General features: G+C 67.7%; 21 protein-coding genes. 9 read left to right on the top strand and 12 right to left on the bottom strand.

From position 1 onward, the window contains the following. The first annotated feature begins 91 nt into the window (after window positions 1–91). From FB475_RS25305 to FB475_RS25295, 3 genes are read left to right on the top strand one after another with little or no spacing between them, the layout of a single operon-like run. Window positions 92–829 (top strand): MIP/aquaporin family protein, encoded by a 738-nt coding sequence (locus FB475_RS25305; RefSeq protein WP_141859046.1) that lies wholly within the window; start codon window positions 92–94, stop codon window positions 827–829. A gap of 14 nt (window positions 830–843) precedes the next feature. Next, entirely contained in the window at window positions 844–1,440 is a 597-nt protein-coding gene (gene dhaL, locus FB475_RS25300; RefSeq protein ID WP_141859045.1) for a dihydroxyacetone kinase subunit DhaL, read from the top strand. Beyond that, window positions 1,440–3,341, top strand: coding sequence for a dihydroxyacetone kinase subunit DhaK (locus FB475_RS25295; RefSeq protein WP_185759423.1), 1,902 nt, complete (start codon window positions 1,440–1,442; stop codon window positions 3,339–3,341). The genes dhaL and FB475_RS25295 overlap by 1 nt, the downstream gene beginning before the upstream one ends. A gap of 21 nt (window positions 3,342–3,362) precedes the next feature. Here FB475_RS25295 and FB475_RS25290 read toward each other — a convergent pair whose 3' ends face one another. Then, window positions 3,363–4,343 carry an RNA polymerase subunit sigma-70 gene (locus FB475_RS25290; protein WP_238332404.1) on the bottom strand — a complete coding sequence of 327 codons (981 nt, stop codon included), beginning with the start codon at window positions 4,341–4,343 and terminating at the stop codon, window positions 3,363–3,365. Between the two features lie 157 nt (window positions 4,344–4,500). Here FB475_RS25290 and FB475_RS25285 point away from each other — a divergent pair, with 157 nt between their 5' ends. Both FB475_RS25285 and FB475_RS25280 read left to right on the top strand, forming a co-directional pair. Next, entirely contained in the window at window positions 4,501–5,073 is a 573-nt protein-coding gene (locus tag FB475_RS25285; protein WP_141859043.1) for a dihydrofolate reductase family protein, read from the top strand. A gap of 20 nt (window positions 5,074–5,093) precedes the next feature. Next, window positions 5,094–5,867 carry an alpha/beta fold hydrolase gene (locus tag FB475_RS25280; RefSeq protein ID WP_141859042.1) on the top strand — a complete coding sequence of 258 codons (774 nt, stop codon included), beginning with the start codon at window positions 5,094–5,096 and terminating at the stop codon, window positions 5,865–5,867. Here the strand turns inward: FB475_RS25280 and FB475_RS25275 are convergent, their stop codons facing one another. Genes FB475_RS25275 through FB475_RS25265 form a run of 3 tightly spaced genes read right to left on the bottom strand, consistent with a single transcriptional unit; the run spans window position 5,868 to window position 9,020 of the window. Further along, window positions 5,868–6,734, bottom strand: a complete 867-nt coding sequence (locus FB475_RS25275) for a carbohydrate ABC transporter permease (RefSeq protein WP_202878494.1) — start codon at window positions 6,732–6,734, stop codon at window positions 5,868–5,870. Window positions 6,735–6,744: 10 nt separating this feature from the next. After that, window positions 6,745–7,659, bottom strand: a complete 915-nt coding sequence (locus tag FB475_RS25270) for a carbohydrate ABC transporter permease (RefSeq protein ID WP_141859041.1) — start codon at window positions 7,657–7,659, stop codon at window positions 6,745–6,747. Beyond that, window positions 7,656–9,020: an ABC transporter substrate-binding protein gene (locus FB475_RS25265; protein WP_141859040.1), complete on the bottom strand. Its 1,365-nt coding sequence runs from the start codon at window positions 9,018–9,020 to the stop codon at window positions 7,656–7,658. The genes FB475_RS25270 and FB475_RS25265 overlap by 4 nt, the downstream gene beginning before the upstream one ends. Before the next feature lie 153 nt (window positions 9,021–9,173). Here FB475_RS25265 and FB475_RS25260 point away from each other — a divergent pair, with 153 nt between their 5' ends. Both FB475_RS25260 and FB475_RS25255 read left to right on the top strand, forming a co-directional pair. Further along, window positions 9,174–11,204 carry a beta-galactosidase gene (locus FB475_RS25260; protein ID WP_141859039.1) on the top strand — a complete coding sequence of 677 codons (2,031 nt, stop codon included), beginning with the start codon at window positions 9,174–9,176 and terminating at the stop codon, window positions 11,202–11,204. Then, window positions 11,201–12,211, top strand: coding sequence for a LacI family DNA-binding transcriptional regulator (locus FB475_RS25255; protein ID WP_141859038.1), 1,011 nt, complete (start codon window positions 11,201–11,203; stop codon window positions 12,209–12,211). The genes FB475_RS25260 and FB475_RS25255 overlap by 4 nt, the downstream gene beginning before the upstream one ends. A 1-nt stretch (window position 12,212) precedes the next feature. Here FB475_RS25255 and FB475_RS25250 read toward each other — a convergent pair whose 3' ends face one another. The 3 genes from FB475_RS25250 to FB475_RS25240 all read right to left on the bottom strand — a co-directional run bounded on the left by FB475_RS25250 (window position 12,213) and on the right by FB475_RS25240 (window position 14,847). Beyond that, entirely contained in the window at window positions 12,213–13,109 is an 897-nt protein-coding gene (locus FB475_RS25250; RefSeq protein ID WP_141859037.1) for a glycoside hydrolase family 16 protein, read from the bottom strand. 70 nt (window positions 13,110–13,179) lie between these two features. Beyond that, entirely contained in the window at window positions 13,180–14,370 is a 1,191-nt protein-coding gene (locus tag FB475_RS25245) for a glycosyltransferase 87 family protein (protein ID WP_141859036.1), read from the bottom strand. A 93-nt stretch (window positions 14,371–14,463) separates the two neighbouring features. Further along, window positions 14,464–14,847, bottom strand: a complete 384-nt coding sequence (locus tag FB475_RS25240; RefSeq protein WP_141859035.1) for a PPOX class F420-dependent oxidoreductase — start codon at window positions 14,845–14,847, stop codon at window positions 14,464–14,466. A gap of 80 nt (window positions 14,848–14,927) precedes the next feature. Between FB475_RS25240 and FB475_RS25235 the strand changes: the two genes are divergently transcribed. Next, window positions 14,928–15,347, top strand: coding sequence for a nitroreductase family deazaflavin-dependent oxidoreductase (locus tag FB475_RS25235; protein ID WP_141859034.1), 420 nt, complete (start codon window positions 14,928–14,930; stop codon window positions 15,345–15,347). 9 nt (window positions 15,348–15,356) lie between these two features. On the opposite strand, the gene FB475_RS25230 is transcribed toward FB475_RS25235, so the two are convergent. The 5 genes from FB475_RS25230 to FB475_RS25210 are packed head-to-tail and all read right to left on the bottom strand — an operon-like array spanning window position 15,357 to window position 21,084. Continuing rightward, the gene (locus tag FB475_RS25230) at window positions 15,357–16,505 is read right to left on the bottom strand and encodes a Gfo/Idh/MocA family protein (protein WP_141859033.1); all 1,149 of its coding nucleotides are present in this window, start codon (window positions 16,503–16,505) and stop codon (window positions 15,357–15,359) included. After that, entirely contained in the window at window positions 16,502–17,554 is a 1,053-nt protein-coding gene (locus tag FB475_RS25225; RefSeq protein WP_141859032.1) for a Gfo/Idh/MocA family protein, read from the bottom strand. The genes FB475_RS25230 and FB475_RS25225 overlap by 4 nt, the downstream gene beginning before the upstream one ends. A 44-nt stretch (window positions 17,555–17,598) precedes the next feature. Continuing rightward, on the bottom strand, window positions 17,599–19,224 hold the full coding sequence (locus tag FB475_RS25220; RefSeq protein ID WP_141859031.1) for an extracellular solute-binding protein: 1,626 nt from the start codon (window positions 19,222–19,224) through the stop codon (window positions 17,599–17,601). Between the two features lie 34 nt (window positions 19,225–19,258). Beyond that, the gene (locus tag FB475_RS25215; RefSeq protein ID WP_202878493.1) at window positions 19,259–20,167 is read right to left on the bottom strand and encodes a carbohydrate ABC transporter permease; all 909 of its coding nucleotides are present in this window, start codon (window positions 20,165–20,167) and stop codon (window positions 19,259–19,261) included. Beyond that, a complete protein-coding gene (locus FB475_RS25210; RefSeq protein WP_238332403.1) occupies window positions 20,164–21,084 on the bottom strand; it encodes an ABC transporter permease in 921 nt (306 codons plus the stop codon). Before FB475_RS25210 ends, FB475_RS25215 begins: the two co-directional genes overlap by 4 nt. Before the next feature lie 145 nt (window positions 21,085–21,229). Between FB475_RS25210 and FB475_RS25205 the strand changes: the two genes are divergently transcribed. Then, complete coding sequence (locus tag FB475_RS25205) at window positions 21,230–22,249, top strand: LacI family DNA-binding transcriptional regulator (protein WP_141859030.1); 1,020 nt, start codon at window positions 21,230–21,232, stop codon at window positions 22,247–22,249. The last annotated feature ends 39 nt before the right edge of the window (window positions 22,250–22,288 follow it).

Below are 22,288 nucleotides of genomic sequence, written 5' to 3'. Positions count from 1 at the left end.
CCTCTTGTCAGGGCCGCCATCTGCGCGATAGCTTCCCGACACACATTCGACATTATCGAATGATCATCGGCATAGCCGCAAGGAGCCTGCCATGGCGGACGAACCATCCACCACCCAAAAACTGCTCACCGAGGCCGTCGGTACCGCGTTCCTCGTCTTCGTCGGCGTCGGCGCGGTGCCCGCGACGCTGATCGTCAACGGCAAGGCGCCGTTCACGATGGCCGATCTCGGGATGATCTCGTTCGCGTTCGCGACCGTGGTCGTCGCGACCGTGTACGCCTTCGGCCACATCAGCGGGAACCACATCAATCCCGCGGTCACGATCGGCCTCGCCGTGACGAGGAAGTTCCCGTGGCGCGACGTCCCCGGTTACCTCGGCGCGCAGGTGCTCGGCGCGGTCGTCGGCGCCGTGGCGATCCTCGGCGTACTCGGCCACAAAGCCAGTGACGTGGGGCTCGGCGTCGCGGCGTACTCCGGGATCCCCGCGCTGCAGGCCTTCACGGCGGAGTTCGTCGGGACGTTCATCCTGGTGATGACCGTCTTCGGCGTGATTCACCGCAAGGCCGCGGCAGGGTTCGCCGGCGTGGCGATCGGCCTGGTGGTGTTCGCCGCGATCATCCCGGTCGCGCCCGCGACGGGTGCCTCCATCAACCCGGCCCGCACGTTCGGCCCGATGCTCGTCCAGCAACTGGCCGGCGGCACCGTGCACTGGAACCAGTTGCCCGTGTACTGGGCCGCGGAGCTCCTCGCCGGTGCACTCGCCGGTCTGCTCTACGGCGTCCTCAGCCGTACTCGCGCAGACCGTGCCGTCGAGCGCGTCGCCGCCTGACCCCGGTGGAACCAATGAACGCTGCGCTCTTCGATGCCTGGCTGCGCTCCTTCGCCCGGCTGGTGGCCGAGCACGAGGACGAGCTGACCCGGCTCGACTCGGCGATCGGCGACGCCGACCACGGAGCCAACATGAACCGCGGTCTGGCCGCCGTCGTAGGCGCCATCGACCCCAACGTTGCTGCAGGCCCCCTTCTGGCCAACGCCGGGATGACGCTGATCTCGACCGTCGGCGGCGCCGCCGGACCGCTGTTCGGCACGTTCTTCCTGCGGATGGGCAACGTGCTGGACGACGTACCCTTCGCGACCGCGCTGCGTGCCGGACTGGACGGCGTGGTCCAGCGCGGCAAGGCCGAGGCGAACGACAAGACCATGTACGACGCACTGGCGCCCGCAGTCGAGGCCGTCGAAAAGGCTGCCGCCGACGGACTGTCCCTGCCGGATGCGCTCGCCGCTGCGAGCGCTGCCGCCGACGAGGGCTGTGCCGCGACCATCCCGCTCGTCGCCCGGAAAGGTCGAGCCAGCTACCTCGGCGAACGCAGCGTCGGCCACCAAGACCCTGGCGCCACCACGGTCACCCTTCTCTTCCGATCTCTTAGGAGCAGTTGCTGATGACACACTTCCTTCCCGCGACCCAGGCCGTGCAGACAGCGGTCCGAGGTCTCGCGCTGGCCAACCCTGGTCTGATCGAGGTTCACAGCGATCCCTTGTACGTGCGGGCGGCCGCCGGCAATCCCGCCCGTACTGTCGCCCTTGTGGCGGGCGGTGGATCCGGGCACGAACCGCTGCACACCGGTCTGCTCGGAGCGGGCGGACTCGACGCGGTCTGCCCCGGTGAGATCTTCGCGTCGCCGCACAACCGGCAGATCTACGAGGCCGGTACGGCGGTTGCCAAGAGCAACGGCGTACTGCTGATCATCAAGAACTACACGGGCGACGTGATCAACTTCCAGATCGCCGCGGAACGCCTGCGGCATGACGGCGTACCTGTTGCCACCGTACTGATCGACGACGATCTCGCCACGGACAAGGAGGACAGTGCTACCGGTCGCCGCGGTACCGCCGCGACCGTCGTCGTCGAGAAGTTGCTCGGCGCCGCCGCCGACCGGGGTGTCAAGCTCGACGAGCTGGCCACGCTCGGTGCGGAGATCGTGGCGCGCTCGCGCAGCCTCGCCATCGCGGCCCGGGCCCAGACGTCCCCGGCCACCGGGGAGCCCGCCTTCGCGCTGGATGCGGGCACGCTGGAGTACGGCGTCGGGATCCACGGTGAACGCGGTACCGGTACCGTCGATCGCCGTCCGGTCGGCGAACTCGTCCGCGGGATGACCGACGACCTCCTCGCGGCCCTGCCCGCCGGACCGGACCCGATACTTGCCATCGTCAACGGTCTCGGCGCCACCACCAGCCTGGAACTCCACGCGATCGCCGCCATCCTGCACGACGACCTGACCTCCCGCGGCGACCGACCGCTGGCCGTAGTACCAGGCACCTTCACCGCCGCCCTCGACATGGCCGGCTTCTCCCTAACCCTGACCCGCATGAAACCCGAATGGCTCCCCCTCTGGACCACCCCCACAACCACCCCCCAAACCCTCCCAACCCTCCTCCCCGAGCCCCCCACCGCCACCGAGCCGCTCGCCCAATCCCCCACCGCCGAAGCATCCGCTGGCTCACCACGCACCGACGCCAGCGCGTCGCTCACCCGCGCGGCTCGCGACGTCGACCTCGTCGCACAATCCCCCGCCGAACTCTCCGCCGGCTCACCACGCACCGACGCCGGGACGCCCGCCACCCGCGCCGTTCTCGACGCCGACGACCTGGTCGCCCAACCGCCCGCCGCGGAACCGTCCGCCGGGTCAGCGCGTACTGACGGCGGGGCGCCGGTGAGTCGGGCGGTTCTCGATCAGTTCGCGAAGCTGGTTGCGCAGGTGCAGGACAACCTGACCACGCTCGACCAACTCGTCGGCGACGGTGACTTCGGCGACAACCTCGCCGGTGGTATCCGCCAGGCCCAGACGTTGAACGACGCCGGCACCGACGGCATGCAGGCCCTGGCCCAGGCATTCCTCGACAACGTAGGCGGCACCAGCGGCCCCCTCTTCGGCCTCCTCTTCCAACAACTAGCAACAGTCCCCTGGCCCGACGACCAAACGCCAGACCCACAAGCCGTCGCCGCCGCAGCCCGCTCCGGCCTGGCCGCCATCCACCGAGCAGGCGGCGCCGAACCCGGCGACTGCACCCTCGTAGACGCCCTGACCCCCGCGATCCAAGCCCTAACCACCGCAACTACCGAGTCCTTCACCACCGCTGCTGAGGCTGCCATCCGCGGTGCTGTCGGCACCGCCTCGCTGGCCTCGCGCCGCGGTCGTGCCAGCTACGTAGGCGACCGCGCCCTCGGCGTCCCCGACCCCGGCGCCCTCGGCACCGCCCTGCTGTTCACCGCCCTCTCGCAGGTCTACGAACCCGACCAAGCCACCAGACTCCCCGACCCCCACCACCTCACCAGCAACTAACACCCCGGCCTACCGGCGGCCTCAGGTCGTCGGTAGGCCGTCGATTGAGAGAAGGGTTCGGGGTAGGCCGAAGTGGGGGAGGAGGTTGGGGGTGAAGCAGGTGATGGTGGTGATTTGGCGGTTGGAGGTGGTGATTACCAGGAGGCTGTAGGCGTGGTTTGCGAGGTAGAGGGCGACGGCAGGGTGGCCGTTGGCTTGGGTGGGGAGTACTCGGTAGGTCAGGCCTGGGCGGAAGGTGACGGCAGCCAGGACGCGGCGGGCCGAGTCGGTGCCGCGGTACTCGAGCATTACCGGCGGCATGCTGAGTCGTACGTCGGCGGCAAGCAGGTCGATGAGCGCGTCCAAGTCGGCGCGTTCGAATGCATCAGTCAGGCGCGCGATGAGCCGGCGCTCGGCTGAGGTGTCAGGTTGACCGACACGACCATCGCCGGCGAGGTGATCGTCGACGGTAGCACGAGCGCGTTTGAGTGCGCTCTGGACGGATTCCTGCGTGGTGTCGAGCATCTCGGCGGCTTCCGCAGCGTGGTAACCCAAAACATCACGCAGTACCAAAGTGGCCCGCTGACGCGGCGGCAGTAGCTGCAGCGCGGTGATGAACGCCAGCGAAATCGCCTCCCTGGTTTCGTAGCGAGCATCCGGCCCAGGTCGCTGGTCAAGCAGCACATCCGGGTACGGCTCCAACCACGGCGGGTCGCCGGCGCCGAACGGTTCGGGAAGCGCCGGCAGTGGCGGCGCGATGCGAGGCCGCCGACTGTCGGCGCGCAGCATGCTCAGGCACCGGTTGGTCGCGATCTTGTACAGCCACGTCCGCAGCGACGACCGTCCGGCGAAGTCGCCGAGGCCACGCCAAGCGGCCACCAACGTCTCCTGTACGGCGTCCTCCGCGTCCTGCAGTGATCCGAGGATCCGGTAGCAGTGCACCTGCAACTCGTGGGCGTGCTCCTGGACGAGCTCGCGAAACGCGTCCTGGTCCCCCGCCCGCGCCCGAGTGATCAGCTCCATCGGCATTCGTCCTCGCTCTTCGGCTCCAGCGAGCGCGTTCGGCTCGCCTCCCTGTATGGACGCCACCGGCCCCGCGAATTGGGCGGAGCCGCCGCGCCCAATTCCGCCGGAAGGTCGCGTCTACCCCGGTAGCAACCAATCAGCCGAAGGAGCACTCATGGGAAAGATCGTCATCAGTTCGAACGTCACGCTCGACGGAGTGGTACAGGACCCGGACGGCGAGGAGGGCTTCGAGCACGGCGGGTGGTTCCACCAGTTCGTGGCTCACCAGGACCTCGAAGCGTGGGTCGCCCGCGAGACGGCGGAACTGCGGGACGTCGAGGCGCTGCTGTTCGGCGGCCGAAGCAGCGAGTGGTTCGCTTCCCGGATGCTGAGCGCCGACGTCCGCGTCAGCCCCGAGTGGGCCGACCGCGTGAAGAGCCTCCCGAAGTACGTCGTGTCGTCGACTCTCGAGGATCCGCGGTGGACCAACGCCACGATCATCAACGCGAAGGAGGTTGCCGAACTGAAGCAGACCGTCGACGGCGAGATCCTGGTCTACGGCAGCTACCGGCTCGTCGGCACCCTGATCGAACAGAACCTGGTCGACGAAGTGCGCCTCGTCGTCTTCCCGGTCGTCCTGGGATCCGGCCGACGCCTCTTCGACGAAACCATCGACAAGCTCCCCCTGCACCTCGTCGACACCCGCACGATCGGTGAGACCCTGCTGTACTACGCGTACGAATTCTGATTGCGCTACTGTCCACAAGCATGCGAGGTAGAACAGCTCATCTTGCCTGGTACCGGACCGACGGCACGGCAGTTGACGTCGTATTCCTGCACGGGTTCTCGGACTCGGCGCAGTGCTGGGATCCGGTGATCGCTGCGATGCCCGGGATCCGGGCGCTGTCGATCGATGCCCGCGGGCACGGTGAGTCGGGGCTTCCGGAGGAGCCGATTCGGTACGACGGACACCGCGACGACGCCGCCCTCGTACTGTCGGAACTGCCTCACCCGGTCGTCGTGGTCGGCCACTCGATGGGCGCCATGTCTGCGGCGTACCTGGCCGCCACGAGGCCGGAGTTGGCCCGCGCGGTCGTCCTGGAAGACCCTCCGCCCGGCGGCAGCGGAGAGCAACGCGACGAGCCGTGGTCCGAGCCGGAGTGGCTCGCCGGCCTGCGTGCGCTCGACCTGCCGGCCCGGATCGCCCAAGGCCGAGCCGCCGACCCGGCCTGGCCCGACGACGAACTCGAACCCTGGGCCGTGTCGAAGGCACAGGTCAACCCGCACCTGTTCGACCTGACCTTCCAGGACGCCGTCCCACTGACCGACCTCTTGGCCAAGATCACCTGCCCGGTACTCCTCATCCACGGCGACACCGCCCGCGGCTCCCTGATCTCGGAGGAGTACGCCGACCAATGCGCCCAAGCCGCCGCCGGCACCTTCCGCGCAGCCCATATCCCCAACGCCGGCCATTCAGTACGCCGCGACAACCGTCAGCAATACCTCACCGAACTCAAAACCTTCCTCAGCACGGTCAGCTGATCAGCCCTTCACACCCGAAGCGACCACGCTGCGGATGAAGTAGCGCTGGGCGAAAAGGAAGATCAGCAACGCCGGCAGTACGTACAACGCAGCACCGGCGGCCTGGACGGTCGGGATCGCGTTGCCGTGGGGGTCGGTGTACCAGGCGGTGATGGCGACTGACAGCGTGGTGTGGTCGACGTCCAGCAGCAGCGCCGGGGAGATGTAGTCACCCCAGGTCCAGGTGAACGACAGCAGGAACGACGTGATCAGGACCGGACGCGACAACGGCAGGAAGACCCGTACGAAGATCCGCCCCCACCCACAGCCGTCGATGATTGCCGCGTCCTCGAGTTCGCGCGGTATCGCGGCGAAGAACTGGCGGAACAGGAAGATCAGGTACGGCGACGCCGCCAGACCCCAGAGAACCCACGGCCAGTACGTGTTCACCAGCCCGAGCCGGGAGAACAGCACGTACGTCGGCAGCAGCGTCAGGATCTGCGGCAGCATCATGGTCGACAACAGGACGAGGAACAACGGCCGTTTGCCCCGCCCGCGCAACCGTGCGAACCCGAAGCCCACCGCCGCGCTCGAGATCGTCACGAGCACGGCGTACATCGTCGACAGGAAGAACGAGTTGACCGCGTACGCCGGGAAGTTGATGTCGGTGAGCGCCGAGACGAAGTTCCCCCACTGCGCCTTGTGCGGCAGGATCCGCGCCGGGATCGCGGCCCACTCGTCCCGGGTCTTCAGCGCGGCCAGTACCAGCCACACGAACGGCCCGACGAAGACCACGGCCAGCGCCATCAACAGCACATAGACGGCGCCTGCGCTGAGTCGTACCGGCGTACGGCGTGCTGTGGCCGTCGCCTGTCGGTTGACGTGCACAGTGCGTCCCCTAACCTTCCGCGTCGGTGTCGACCTCGTAATGCACCCACAGCCGGCTCGACCGCTGGATCAGCACCGTGAACGCCAGGATCACCAGGAAGAACACCCACAACATCGCCGAGCCGTAGCCGAACCGGTTGCTGGTGAAGAACTCCTGATAGACCTGCACCATGTACAGATGCGTGCTCTGCGGCACCTGACCGACCCCGGCGATGCTGTTCGTCTCGGCGAGCAGCAACGGTTGGACGACGATCTGGAACGTCGCGATCACCCCGGTGACCACCTGGAAGAAAATCACCGGCGAGATGATCGGCACCGTGATGTGCCGGAACACCCGCCACCGGTTCGCGCCGTCGACGATCGCAGCCTCCTCCAGCTCGGCCGGCACGCCCTGCAACGCGGCGAGCATGATGACCATGCCGCCACCGAGGCCCCACAACGTCAGGATGAGCAGCGCGTAGAAGGCCATCGGATCGACCAGCCAGCTGACCGGCCGGATCCCGACGACATGCAGCAACGCGTTGAGGATGCCGGCGTCGCGGTTCAGCACGAGCTTCCACATGATCGCCATCGCGACCACCGGAACCACCGACGGCAGGAAGAACATCGTCCGCCACAGCCCGACGCCCTTCAACCGCCGGTTGAGCAGCACCGCCAGCCCGAGCGCACCAGCGACGCTGAGCGGTACGGCGATCGCGGTGTAGGCGACCGTCCGCAGCAGCGACGCCCACGCGTCCTGATCGTGGAACAACTCGCCGTAGTTCCGGAAACCCACCCACCGCCACCGCGGTGAACTGCCGTCGAAGTTCGTCAGGCTGACACCGAAGGCATACCCGAGCGGCACCGCCGTCAGCAGCACGAAACCCAGCACCCACGGGGCAACGAACAGGTAGAACGATCTGTTCGAGTAACGCGTCCAGCTCATCCGATCTGCTCTTTGCCCTGCTTGAGCACCTTGTTGATGTCGTCGTTGATCGCCTTGCACGCGGCCTCGACGGTCAGCTCCTTCTTGATCGCGCGCTGCAGATACTTGTCCAGGGCAAGGTTCCAGGCGTCGATCGTCACGTACGGCGAATCCGGCAACGGCTGCGTGTACTGCAACTCGTTCTGCGCGGTCCGGTACGCCTGCTTCTGGTACGGCACGTCCTGCGGCAGCTTCGGCAGCAGCGACTTCAGCGCGGGCAGTCCCCAGCCGCTCTTGGCCCGTTCCTCGGCCGGCGGTCCCGCCATGAAGTACTCCATCAGCTTCCACGCCTCGTCCTTGTGCTTGGACTTGGCCGGGATCCAGGCGCCGATACCGGCGTACGTCGGGCTGATCCGCTTGTCCCCCATCACCGGCGCGGGCGCCATCCGGATCGCGCCCTGCAGCGCGGTCTCCTTGACGAAGTTGCCGCCGTACCAGTAACCGTCCTGGCTGACCGCCATCCGCTTCGCCATGAACGTGGACAGATCGGCGCCGTCCGGGAGCGGGCTCAGCGAGGTCGGGCCGACGCCCGCCTGGCCGAAGTCGACGTACCACTGGACCGCACGCCGGGCGGCCGCGGTCGTGAAGTCGGTCTGGGTGAGGTCGTCGTTGTACAGCTTCTCGCCCTGCTGCAGGATCATCGTCGCGATCGGTGCGACCAGGTTCCACGCCCATTCCACGCCGACGCCGTACACCGCGGTCTTACCGCCCTGCTTCACGGTCAGCTTCTTGCCGATGGCAAGCAACTCGTCGTACCCGATCGGCTCGGTGTCGCTCAGCTGCGGGACCTTCGCCTGGTCGAAGAGCTTGCTGTTGTACCAGAGCGTCGCGTCCTGACTCCAGTCCTTGACGATGCCGTAGTACGCACCCTTGCCGATCGAGCTGCCGTCCCAGCGGAAGCTGTCGTTGACCCCGAGCAGGTCGTCCGGCTTCAGCACCGAACTCTTCTCCAGGTACGGCGTGAGGTCGGTCGCCAGCCCACGTGCGTTGACGTTCGCGCTGCCGACCGCGGCACCGCGGACGAAGTCGGGCGGATTGCCCGAGGCGAGCATCGCGTTCAGCCGGGTCGAGTCGGTCTGCAGGAAGTTGATCTTGAGACCGGGGTTCTTCGACTCGAAGTCGGCGATGTGTTCCTTGGTCAGCTCGTTGTTGTTGTACATCACCGTGAGCGTGACGGTCCCCTTGGCGCCTCCGGACGACGAACCGGCGGTGCCGGACGTGCCGGACGTACCGGCGTTGCACGCGCTGAGCAGTCCGCCGCCGACGAGCGCCGACGTACCTGCCAGCAGCTGCCGCCTGCTGACCCGCGCCGATCCGTTCATGACCAACCTCCGGTCTCCAGAAGCTCACGTATCTGTGAGCGCTCACAGTTTGTTGGCGTCCCAAATCCGCTGTCAAGAGTTCATAACCGATCAAATCTCGTGCGATCATGAGCGGAACATTCTGTTCGCGCTCCCAGATTGGGTCCTCCGCCGATGAGCATCCTCGTCCCGGCTTCGGCCGACCAGGCCGGTCCGCTGCTGCCCCGCCTGAGCGGCATCGCGTTCGGCGGCGACTACTACCCCGAGCAGTGGCCCGAGACGGTCTGGGCCGAGGACGTGCGGTTGATGCGCGAGGCCGGTGTCAACCTGGTCAGCGTCGGCATCTTCGCGTGGTCCGAGCTGGAACCGTCGCCGGGCCGCTACGAGTTCGGCTGGCTGGACCGCGTCCTCGGACTGCTCGACGACGCCGGGATCGCGGTCAACCTCGCGACACCCACCGCCGCGCCACCGCCGTGGTTCTTCCGGCAGCACCGGGACGCCCGCATCGTCGGCCGCGACGGGCGGTTGCTCGGCGTCGGCGGCCGGCAGGCGTTCTGCGCGAACTCTCCCGCTTACCGAGCGGCCGCCACGAACATCACCGAACGACTTGCCGAGCGGTACGCCGACCACCCGGCGCTGGCGATGTGGCACGTCCACAACGAGTACGGCGGCGCGAACGCGCACTGCTACTGCGAGACCTCCGCCGCCGCGTTCCGCACCTGGCTACGCGCGCACTACATCGATCTCGACGACCTGAACAACGCGTGGGGTACGGCGTTCTGGGGTCAGCGGTACGGCGACTGGGCGGAGATCGAGCCGCCGCTCGACTCGCCGATGGCGGTCAACCCCGCCCAGCAACTGGACTTCTTCCGGTTCAGCTCCGACACACATCTCGGCAACTACCTCGCCGAGCGTGACCTCCTGCGCCGGCTGACACCGGGCGTGCCGATCACCACCAACTTCATGATCAACAACCACAAGTGGGCCGACTACCAGCGCTGGGCGCGCGAGGTCGACATCGTTGCCAACGACCACTACCTGTACGGCGAACGTCCGGGCAACCAGCTCGAACTCGCGATGTCGGCCGACCTGACCCGCTCGGTCGCCGGCGGCCGCGGCTGGCTGCTGATGGAGCACTCGACCAGCGCGGTCAACTGGCAGCCGCGCAACATCGCCAAGCGTCCCGGCGAACTGCGCCGCAACAGCATCAGTCATCTCGCCCGCGGGTCGGAGTCCGCGCTGTTCTTCCAGTGGCGGGCGTCCCGCTCCGGCGGCGAGAAGTTCCACTCGGCGATGGTCCCGCACGGCGGCACCAGAACGCGCGTCTGGCACGAGGTCCGTGAGTTGGGTGCCGAGCTCGCCAAGCTCGGCGAGCTTCGCGGCACCCAGGTCGTCGCCGACGTCGGTCTGGTCTGGGACTACCAGTCGTGGTGGGCGCTCGAGCTCGAGTGGCGGCCGTCGGTCGACCTGTCGTACCTCGACCGGATCGCCGCGTTCTACGAGTCGACCTGGCGCGGGCACCTCACCGCCGACTTCGTCCACCCCGAGGGCGATCTCGCCCAGTACCCGGTGCTGCTCGTTCCGAGCCTCTACCTGACATCACCGGCCTCCGCGGCGAATCTCACGACGTACGTCCGTCACGGCGGGACGATCGTCGTCTCGTACTTCTCCGGCATCGTGGACGAGCACGACACCATCCATCCGGGCGGCCACCCCGGCGCGCTGCGGGACCTGCTCGGCATACACGTCGAGGAGTTTCTCCCGCTCCGCGAAGGCGAGCAGGTGGTACTGGACGACGGCGCGACCGGTGACGTCTGGGCCGAACACGTCGTACTCGACGGCGCTGAGCCGGTCCGGCACTACCTCGACGGTCCGGCGGCGGGTGGTCCCGCGGTTACCCGGCACCACGTCGGCGACGGTACGGTGTGGTACATCTCGACCCGTCTCACCGGCGAGGACCTGACCGCCGTACTGCGCGAGGCAGGCCTGCCGTACCGCGAGGGTCTGCCGGACGACCTGGAACTGGTACGGCGGGCCGGCGCGGACTACACCTACCTGGTCGCGATCAACCACGCCGACTGCGACGCCGTACTGCCTGGAAGTGGTGACGAGTTGCTCACCGGCGCCGCCTGCGACGGCGAACTCGTCGTACCGGCGGGTGGGGTGCGGGTGCTGCGGACCGAGCGACGCAGAATGTCACCATGACCGAATCGAGCCCGCCCCGCCGCCCGACCATGGAAGACGTCGCCGAAGTGGCCGGCGTCTCCCGCGGCACGGTGTCGCGCGTGCTCAACGGAGGCCACTACGTCTCCCCCGACGCGTCGGCGGCCGTGCAACGTGCGATCCGGAAGACCGGGTATGTCGTGAACCAGCACGCGCGCAGCCTGGTCACCCAGCGCTCCGACTCGGTCGCCTTCATCCTGTCCGATCCGCAGGACCGGCTGTTCGAGGATCCGAACTTCAACATCTTGCTCAAGGGCTGCACGCAGGCGCTGGCCGAGCGCGACATCACGCTGCTGCTCACCGTCGCCGGCACCCAGGAGGACCGCAAGCGGGTCGGCCGCTGGGTCACCGCGGGTCACGTCGACGGCGTACTGCTGGTGTCGGAGCACGCGGGCAGTCCGCTGATCGGCGAACTGCGCTCGCGCGGGCTGCCGATCGTCGCCGCCGGCCGCCCGATCGGGCACGAGCGCGAGATCTCGTACGTCGCCGCCGACGACCGCGACGGCGCCCGCCAGATGGTGAGCCACCTGCGGTCGCGCGGTTATCGCACGATCGGCATCATCACCGGGCCGGTCGACACGCCGGGCGGTGTCGACCGGCTCGCCGGCTACCACGACGTACTCGGCCGGTCGGACAAGAAGCTGATCGTCCACGGCGACTACAGCCAGGCGTCCGGCGCCGCCGCGATGGAGGAATTGCTGCGCCGCGTCCCCGACATCGACGCCGTCTTCGTCTGCAGCGACCTGATGGCGCTCGGCGCGCTCGCCGCGCTGCAACGCGCCGGCAAGCGGGTGCCGGAGGACATCGCGATCGGCGGCTTCGACGACTCGAAGGCCGCGGTCAGCTCGACACCTCAGCTGACCACGATCCGTCAGGACTTCACCCGGGTCAGCACCGAGATGGTCCGGCTGCTCCTCGACAGCATCGGCACCGACACCCGGTCAGCCGTCATCCTGCCAACCGAACTCGTCATCCGGGACTCCACCTGAGTCAGCGCTGCCAGACCCGGACGTAGTCGACCGACTTCTTCGCGGCCGCGGTTGCCGGGTCCGGATCGAAGCCGGGCTTGGAGTACACGTACAGGTCCTCGATGAGGTTCGTGTTCTCGGACGGGGCACCTGCCACCGAGCACACCAGCCGGCCGTCGATGTAGAACTTCGTGTCCTGCGCGGAGATGTCCGCGCCGTACACGTGGAAGTCGGCGCCGGGATCGAAGCCGACATCGACCTGGCAGCCACCACCCGCGTGCGCGTGCGACGTCAGGTAGAGGTGCCGCGGGTTGTCGCTGTACTGCTCGTACACGTCGGTCTCCTGCCAGGAGTCCACGCCCGACGCCTGCCAGGTCCAGAACCCGGGCCAGAAGCCGCGCTTGTCCGGCACCGGACTTCCCTGCGCGTTCACAACGTCGTACGTCAGCTTCGCACGCGACTCCATGAAGCCGTACTTGAACGTGAACCCGCTGCTGCCGGTCGACGTCAGCAGACACGACGTCCAGTCGTACGTCGTACCGGACGGCGCCTGGTACCGCTCGCGTTTGGCCGTCATCGTGACCGCACCGTCGGCCTCGGTGCAGTTCCTGTCCAGGTTGTACTCGAGCTGCTGGTTGGGCTTGTTGCCGCGCCCGGCGTCAGGCAACGCGCTCGAGTTCCCGTTCCACTTGGTCCCCCAGTCCACCGCCGTACCGTTGAACTCGTCCCACCACTTGAGGCCCCAGCCCGTGCCGCCACCGACCGGCTGCACCCCGGCGGGCGGGTCGTCCGCCCGCACCGGGGACGTCGCCGCCTTCGGATCCTTGTCATCAGCAACTGCCGAGTGGGCCGCGAGCAACGAACCGGTCAGCGCGAGCACACCGGCAACCGCCGGCAGCACGAACCTGCTGCGAGACATGAGTAATCTTCTCCTTGTCACTGCGCCGGACGAACCGGCGACTCGGGGGCGGATACTAGGTTCGGACGGCTCAGGGCAGGTGGGTTGACGGCTCGTTTACGAGCTGGGGAGTGAGTGCCAGACGTTTCGGGTGAAGTTGGGTCCACAGGAACGCCGCGGCGCCGAGGCCGAGCCAGAGGTAGGCGTTGCCGGCGAGCTGTTGCCAGAGGTTCCAGTGCAGCTCGCGGTTGTCACGGCGCGGCGGCCACCAGATCGGGGCGACGACGAACGCCAGGTACCACAGGCCGGCGGCGACCAGCCGTCGGCGGCCGTCGAAGCAGGCGGCCAGGGAGATCCCCAGCGGTAGCACCCAGACCCAGTGATGGCTCCACGACACCGGTGAGCAAAGCACGCTGATCAGACCGCAGACGGACACCGCCGCGAGGCGCCGCCCGGCGAGCCAGAGTGCGCGCGACAGCCACAGACCGGCGACCGCTGTCAGCACGACGGTGCCGATCCACAGGACCCCGCCACCGCCGAGGTCGCCGGACAGCCGCACCAGGAATCCGTTCCAGGACTGGTTCCCTGAGTACGCCAAACCGCCGATCCTGGTGTGATCGTTGACGATCACGGTCCAGTACTGGAACGCCGTCCGCGGAGCGATCACGAAACCGGCCGCGACGGTCGCGAGGAACGCCGCTGACGCCCGCAGGAACGCCTTGCGCTGCCCGGTGACGAGCAGGAACGCGACGAACACCAACGGCGTCAGCTTGATCCCGGCCGCGATCCCGATGCCGATCCCGCGGCCGCGATGCTTCAGATCCAGGGCGTCGCTGAGAACCACTGCGCAGAGCACGAGGTTGATCTGTCCGTACGACAACGTCTCGCGGACCGGTTCGAGCAGCAGCGACGCCGCGAACAGCGCGACGAGCGCGAGGACCGGCGGACGCGTGGTCAACGCCGGCAGGCAGACCTTCCAGATCAGCGCCACCGCGGCCAGCGACACCACGATCGAGAGCGCGTAGGCGAGCGGCCAGGGCAGGACCGCCACCGGAGCCATCAGGATCGCGGCGAAGATCGGATAGGTGAACGGCATCGACATCCCGGCCGGGTGGACGTCGTAGAGCCGGGACGGATCGGTCAGGATCGCCCAGCCGCCGACCCGGTACACCTTCAGATCCGCGCCGGTGTGCCCCCAGGTCAGCACGAGCAGTGCGACTGCCAGCAGCACGACCAGCGCTGTCAGTCCCTTCGACCAACTGTTGCCCTGTGCAATCGACACTTGTCGATAATTTCATTCGGCGCGTAACAGAAACCGGTTCCTATGTTTCGAAATCCGCTCAACTACGGTGCCCCGACGACCCGGCGCCAACCGTCAGACCACGCGGCTCGAGCGCGGCCCGTCGATCCCCCAGCTGATGATCCGGGTCGGCGTGATCCGGATGACCTCCCGCGAGAAGTACGGCACCGGCGGCTCCACGTCACTCAACGCAACCGCCGTACCGCGAACCTCGATCCCGCGCACCACCCACGGGTCGACCGAGGCCAGATCGTCGACCACCAGCGCCACCGTGCTCCCTCGCTGCACATTCCGGAACTTCTTCGACGCCCCCAGCGCGTGCCCACCGATGACGATCGTGCCGGCGTCCACGAAGAAGCCGACCGGGTTGTTCTGCACGACACCATCGGCCGAAACCGTCGCCAATCGGCCGAGTCGCTGCGTGCCCAGATACTCGAGTTCCGCCTGCGTGAAAACCATGCCCGAAGTATCGAACCCTGCCCCTGAGGTCAAGGCAAACCGGTGGGCATATCGGGGTCGGTGCGGGTGTTGAGGCGGGTATGAATGACTTCAATCAGCAGACGATCGATGAGTTCCGGGCCAACGAGGGCAAGGTCGGTGGGCCGTTCGAGGGCGCGCCGCTGGTGCTCGTGCATCACCTCGGGCGAAAGAGCGGACGCGAGTTCGTCGCACCGATGATGTACCTCGCGGACGAGACCGACCCCAAGACGATGTACGTGTTCGCCAGCAAGGGTGGCGCGCCGGACAACCCCGAGTGGTACGCGAACCTGCTCGCGGCCGGGACGGCGACGGTCGAGGTCGGCACCGAGACCTACGAGGTGCGCGTCCGTGAGGTGACCGGCGCCGACCGCGACCGGATCTACGCCGAGCAGGCCAAGCGGTACCCAGGTTTCGCGGAGTACGAGCAGAAGACCGCCGGCATCCGCACCATCCCGGTCCTCGCCCTCACCCGCAGCTGATCCTGGAGCTCAGGTCAGGAACGCGTTTCCGAGTCGCGGCTCGGGAATGCCTCCGTTCAGGGCTCGGTAGAACGGGTGCTCGGGGGTCAGGTCTGCGCGGCGGACCGGGCCGCCGGTGATCGCCGACGCGTACAGCGCGGTGACGAACTCCATCGTCGGGCGCGTGCTCGCCAAACTGGTGGCATGCGCACGACCGGCCAGCAGGTCGTCGACCAGCTGCGTGAGCTGCGCCTCGTGGTTGCTCGGCACGTCCTCCCCCGCCGACGCCGCCCACGGGTCGGTAGGCCCGGAACCGTCCGCAGTGGAAGACTTTGGTACGCCGGGATCGAGCCCGAGCGTCGCCGCCTTCGCCGCGTCCGGCGCCGAGTGGAACGTCCAGTCCTTGTCGGAGTACCCGTAGACGTGGTTGACCTCGAGGGTCCCACCGGACGTGTCGATCCGGATCCGGCTCAGCTCCCGCGGCGAGAGCAGGCTGTTGATGACGCTCGCCACCGCGCCACTCTCGAACACCACCGACGCCAGCGACACGTCCTCGAACTCCACCGGCCGGTCCAGCCGGACGGCCGTGGCGTCGATCGTCCGCCACGGCCCGAGCAGATGGAGCAACAGGTCGATCTGATGGATGCCGTGCCCGAGCGTCGGCCCACCGCCCTCGCCGGCCCAGGTACCGCGCCACTCCGGGTCGAAGTAGCTGACCGGCCGGAACCACAACGTCTCGCACACCGCGACCAGCGGCCGCCCGAGCGCGCCGCGCCCGAGCAGATCGGCGGCACGCAGTCCGGCGGATCCGTGCCGGTGCTGGAAGACCACCGACACCGAGCCCTCACTCGCCGCCTCCGCCTCCGCCACCGCATCCAGCTCCGCCAGGCTCAGCACCGGCGGCTTCTCCAGCAGCACGGACTTGCCCGCGCCGAGGATCTCGATCGCGAGTCCCGCATGACTACCCGGTGGCGTCGCCACCGAGACGAGGTCCGGATCCTCCGCCGCCAGTAGCTCGGTCGCGCTCGCGTACGCCCGCCCGCCGAACTTCGCGGCGAGCGCTTCCGCCTTCTCGAGCCGGAGATCGGCCGCACCGACGAGTTCGGTCCTGCCGGTGTGCGCGTACGCCTCCGCGTGCCGGCGGCTGATGTTGCCACAGCCAACGATCGCGACCTTCATCGGGCCGCTCCCCGCAGTACGGCGTTCTGCTGCGCGGTCAGAGCGAGCCGCATCGTCTCGAAGGTGTGCTGCTGCGGCGCGGCCGTCGTCGTACGTTCTCGGACGTCCCGGACGATGTCGGCGGAGTAGGTCGTTTCGACGTCAGAGCAGTCGATGTACTGCGTACCCTCCTGGTTCACCAGGAACAGGTGGTTGCCGCCGGGCCGGCCTGCGAGATCGATGTACTTGCGCATCTCGATGTAGCCCTCCGTCCCGAGGACCGTGAGCCGGCCGTCTCCCCAGGTAGGCAGACCGGCAGGCGTGTACCAGTCCACTCGAACGTACCCCTGCGCGTTGTCGCTACGCAGCAGCACCTCACCGAAGTCCTGCAGCCCCGGCTCGTCCTGGTTGGCGAAGTTGCCCACCGAACTCGCCACCACCTCCGCCGAGCGCGCACCGGTGAACCAGAGGAACTGGTCGATCTGGTGCGAGGCGATGTCGGTGATGATGCCGCCGTACCGCTGCTTGTCGTAGAACCAGTCCGGCCGGCCGTCGCCGCCGGCGAGATGGGCCCGGTCCCCGATCCGGTGCGGCCCGACGCCCATCGTCTGCACGACCGTACCGATCCGGCCTTCCCGGACCAGCTCGCCGGCCTTGAGCACGCACGGGACCTCGAACCGCTCCGAGAACGTCACCGACCAGAACCGGCCGCTCTGGTCGACCGCCTTCTCGATCTCCTCCAACTGGTCGAGCGTGACGCAGCCGGGCTTGTCGGCCATCACGTCCTTGCCCGACCGGAGCGCCGCGACCGCGATCGGCCCGCGGCGGTCCGGGACCGCGGCGGTGACGACCAGGTCGATACCGTCCCGGGCGATCAGCTCGTCAGGGTCGTCGGCGAAGGGAACGCCGGCGAACCGCTCGCGCATCTTCACCGCGACCGATGCCGACGGATCGTCGGTGGCCATCGCGACGAACTCCGCACCGGCGCCGATCAACCCGGCGACCTGGCCGAAGATGTGGGCGTGGTCGAGCCCGACCGCGGCGAATCTGACTGGTTGGGTGGGGGTCAAGATGTTCCCTCCGTTGCGTGGTTTCGCGGGTCAGCGCGACGACTTCAGCGCGATGATTTCAGGGCTGCGGCGAGTTCCTCGGCGATCTTGTCGCCGCCGTCGCTCTTCCACTTCTTCACCGCCGGCGCCCAGACCGAGATCGGCTTGCGGCCCTGCACGATGTCGTCGGTGACCTGGTTGATCGCGTCGTTCAGCTGCTTGTTCTTGCGGTTGCTGGTCTCGGAGTAGAGCCCGGCGGCCGGGTTGTCGAGCGCGGTCGGGACCACCGACTTCATCGCGTTGAACTCGTTCTCGGCGCTGCCCGCGTGCTCGGGCAGGAAGATCGTCCACGGCCCGTCCGCCTGGTACATCAGGCCCAGCTGGACCTCGCTGAAGCCCTTCGCGTTCAGGACGGGATTGCCGTCGACGATCCGGTGGTGCACCCCGGGCAGACCGAACTTGCGGAACAGGTACTCCTTGGTGCCGAACGGCGTCGCCAGGAAGTTCAGGTACCCGAGCAGTGTCTCGACCCGGGCCTCGGCCTTCTTGCTGATCGCACTGACCCCGATCGCGGGGGCGCCGAGCCAGATCGAGCCCTGCCCGGACCCGTCGTGCTTGGGCGGCGCGATGATCGCGATCTCCGCCTTCGGATCGGTCATCGTCTGCAGGTACGTCGGCCAGCCGCTGAAGGTGTCCTGTACCAACGGGCTGGAGCCGTTCGCGAACCGGGTCTTCATGTCCAGGTTCTGGCCGGAGTACGCGTCCGGGTGGATGTAGCCGGACTTCCAGAGCTGCTGCAGGAGTGCGAACACGTCCTCGTGACCCGGGTGCTCGAACATGCTGACGAGCTTGTCGCCGTCCTTGCTCCAGGTGTTCGGGATGTCGAACATGTTCCGGACGAACTGCGTCGGCGCGGTCGCCAGCGCGAACCGGTTGAGCTTCTTGTCGGTCAGCGCCTTGCACAGCTCGACGAACTCGTCGGCACTCTTCACCTCGGGCTTCAGCCCCTGCGCCGCGAGGATGTCCCGGCGGCTGTACATCACCTGCGAGCTGATCGCGCCACGCGGGATCGGGACGCCGTAGATCTTGCCGTCGAAGATGCCGGAGTTCCAGGCGAGCTCGGGCAGGTTCGCCAGGTACGGGTACTTCTTGATGTTGTCGCCGGACAGGTGCGGGGTCAGGTCGACCGCCTTCGCCGCCAGCATCTGCGGGGTCTGCGGTACGTTGCCGACCAGGAACACGTCGCCCAGCTGGTCACCGGCGACCGCGGTGGCGAACTTGCGGTCGTAGTCCACCGACGGCGTCAGGTTCACCTGGACCGGGGACCCGACCCGCTTGTTGAACTCCTGCCAGAACGTGTTCTGCTCCAGCCGCGGCGGGATCGGCGTGTTCGTGTACGTCGTGACCGTGATCGGCTTGCCGTCGCCGGGCGCCGCGGAGATCGCCTGGACCGGGTTGGCCGGGTACTTGTTGAACGCGTCCGGGATCTTGTACTCGGCGCCGGACAGGTCGGGCTTCACCCCGGAGTAGCGCTCGTAGGCCGGCCGGATCCTGGTCTTGGTCGCCTCGTCGTTGCCGGCGCCGGACGCGCCCCGGCCGGCGTTGGAGCAACCAACGGCACCGGCGAGGCCGAGCGCCGCACCACCGGCCAGCACGGCCCGGCGGGCGAGCCGCGCATCGTAGACAGACATGGGTGTTCCTTTCTGGAAGGTCTTTGCGGGAGGGTCAGCCCTTGACGGCGCCGGTGAGTACGCCCTTGGCGAAGTGGCGCTGGATGAACGGGTAGACGCAGAGCACCGGGACGATCGAGATCATCAGGATCGCCATCTGGATCGAGGTCTGCGGTGGTACCGCCTCGCTGCCGAGTCCCAGGTCCTGGCCACCGAGCTCGACGCCGTTCACGACGTACGTCCGGAGCACCAGTTGCAGCGGCCACTTGCTGCTGTCGTTGAGGTACAGCATCGCGTTGAAGAAGCTGTTCCAGTAGCCGACGCCGTAGAACAGCCCGATCACGGCGATCACCGCCTTGGACAGCGGCAGGCCGATGTGCCGGAACAGCTTCCACTCCGAGGCGCCGTCGATCCGGGCCGCGTCGATGATCTCGGCGGGCAGGCCGACGAAGAACGAGCGGACCACGATCACGTTGAACGCGCTGACACTGACCGGAACGATCACGGCCCACAGACTGTTCAGCAGCCCGAACTGCTGGACGACCAGGTAGGACGGGATCATCCCCGGGTTGAACAGCAGGCTGATCAGCACGATCAGCAGCAGCGCCCGGTTGCCGACGGTGCCCCGGCGGCTCAGCGCCCAGCCGAGCGTGCAGGTCAGCAGTACGGCGATCGTCGTACCGACCGCGGTGATGAAGCCGCTGACCAGCAGCGCCTGGGTGACGGTGCCACCGGACAGGATCGAGCGGTACGCGGTGAGGTCGATGCCCTTGGTCGGGAACAGCACGAACCCGCCGGCCTTCGTCACTTCCGCGGGCGGTGCGAGGCTGGTCGAGATCACACCGATGAACGGGAACACCACGACGGCACAGATGACGGTCAGGAACACGGCCTTGAGGACGCGCTCGAGCAGACCGGGCATCGGCATACCGCCGACCATGGTTCTGGGCGGGTTGGTCTTCATCCGCGGTACACGCCTTCCTCACCGAGGCGGTGGGCGATCTTGTTGGCGGACAGCACCAGGGCCAGCGCGACGACGCTCTTCACCAGGCCGACCGCTGCCGCCACCCCCCAGTTCCCGCCGAGGATGCCGTTGTTGTAGACGTAGGTGTCGAGCACGTCGCTGGCGTCGATGCCGACGGCCTGTTGCTGCAGGATGATCTGCTCGAACCCGACCGTGAGCGAGTCGCCGAGCTTCAGGATCAGCAGCAGGATGATGATCGGCTTCAGTCCCGGCAGCGTGACGTGCCAGGTTTGCCGCCAGCGGCCCGCGCCGTCCACCGCAGACGCCTCGTAGAGCGCCCGGTCGATCTGGGACAGCACCGCGAGGAACAGGATGGTCGCCCAGCCGGTGTCCTTCCAGAGCACCTGCGAGGTGAGCAGCGCCCGGAACGCCTCGACGTTGCCGATGATGTGCATCGGGCTGTACCCGTGCCCGCGCAGCCAGTTGTTGATCATCCCGGTGCCGCCGAGCATCTGCTGGAAGATCGCGACCACGATCACCCACGACATGAAGTGCGGCAGGTAGATGATCGTCTGGACGAACTGCCGCAGCTTGTTCGACAGCAGGCTGTGCAGCACCAGCGCGACCACGATCGGCGCCGGGAACACGATCACGGTCTGGATCGCGGTCAGGATCAGCGTGTTCTCGACCGCGTTGAGGAATTGTGGATCACCGTTGAAGATGACGGAAAAATTCTGGAATCCGGACCACAGACTCTTACTTGTCCCGAGGTACGGCTGATAATCCTGAAATGCAATGACATTTCCCCAGAGCGGGTAGTACTGAAACGCGAGCAGCACCAGCATTCCGGGAACCGCGAGCAACAGAACGGGATAGTCGCGCCACAGACGCGACCGCAGCGAGCGTTTAACGGCCACAGGATCTCCCTGGTAGGTCGTCAGAATAAAAAGTGATCGATCCACTTCTGAGCCGGTAGCTAACCGCAGCATTCTTTGGGTGTCAAGAGCTCGGTGATATGCTGCTGCAACCCCGGACGACCATCCGGGCGCAAGGAGGGGGAGCGTGGCAGACGCGAGGCCGAAACGGCCGGCCACCATTCACGAAGTGGCGAGCCTGGCCGGTGTGTCGCACACGACCGTGTCCCGCTACCTGCAGGACAAGGACAGCCTCAAGCCGAAGACCAGGGTCAAGGTCGAGTTCGCGGTGAAGACCCTCGACTACCGGCCGAACCTGGTCGCCCGGTCGATGCGTACCCGGCACACCAACCGGCTCGCGATCGTGCTGGCCTCCGGCGAGCACTTCCCGGGCCGGCTACTCGCGGCCGCGTCCCGGACCGCGCACGAGGCCGGGTACCAGGTCGAGATCGTCAGCGTCGAGGGCGGCCAGGCGGCGCGGTCGGCCCGGATCGACGAGCTGGCCCGGTCCGGCCAGGTCGAGGGCATCCTCGCGCTGTCGCCGATCAGCGCGAGGGCCAAGAAGTCGGACCGGGTCCCGGTCGTCGAGACCGGGACGTACGACGACAAGCTGCACGGCCTGGCCGAGCTCGCCGACGCCAGCGAGGTCCGGGAGATCATCGAGCACCTGGCCGGCCTCGGCCATCGCACCTTCCTGCACGTGTCCGGAGACCTCGAGAACTTCGCCTCCGCCCGCAACCGGCGCCGCGTCTACCTCGAGACCATCGAGCAGCTCGGCCTGGAGTCGGCCGGTGTGGTGGACGGGAAATGGCAGGCCCAGGACGGGTACGACGCGATTCGCGCGCTGCCGCCCGACACCGCGGTCACCGCCGTCGTCGCGGCGAACGACGTGGTCGCGATGGGCGTCGTCCGCGCTGCCCTCGAGCGCGGCTGGAGCGTGCCGGGCGACCTGAGCGTGTTCGGCTGGGACGACGAGCAGATGGGCCGCTTCGCCACGCCGTCGCTGTCCACCGTCGCCGTCGACCGCGAGGCCCAGGGCCGCGCCGCCATCCACCAGCTCGTCGCCGAGATCCGCGGCGAACCGGCTCCCGAGCCGCCGCCCCGGCGGATCAACCAACTGATCTTCCGCGAGTCGACAGCTCCGCCTCCGACCCACCGCAAGAGCTGAGCCGGTGTAGTACCGCGGTACGACACCGGTGGAGAAGAT

This window comes from Kribbella jejuensis (genome assembly GCF_006715085.1).
GTDB lineage: Bacteria > Actinomycetota > Actinomycetes > Propionibacteriales > Kribbellaceae > Kribbella > Kribbella jejuensis.
This window is presented reverse-complemented; position numbering and strand designations above follow the sequence as displayed.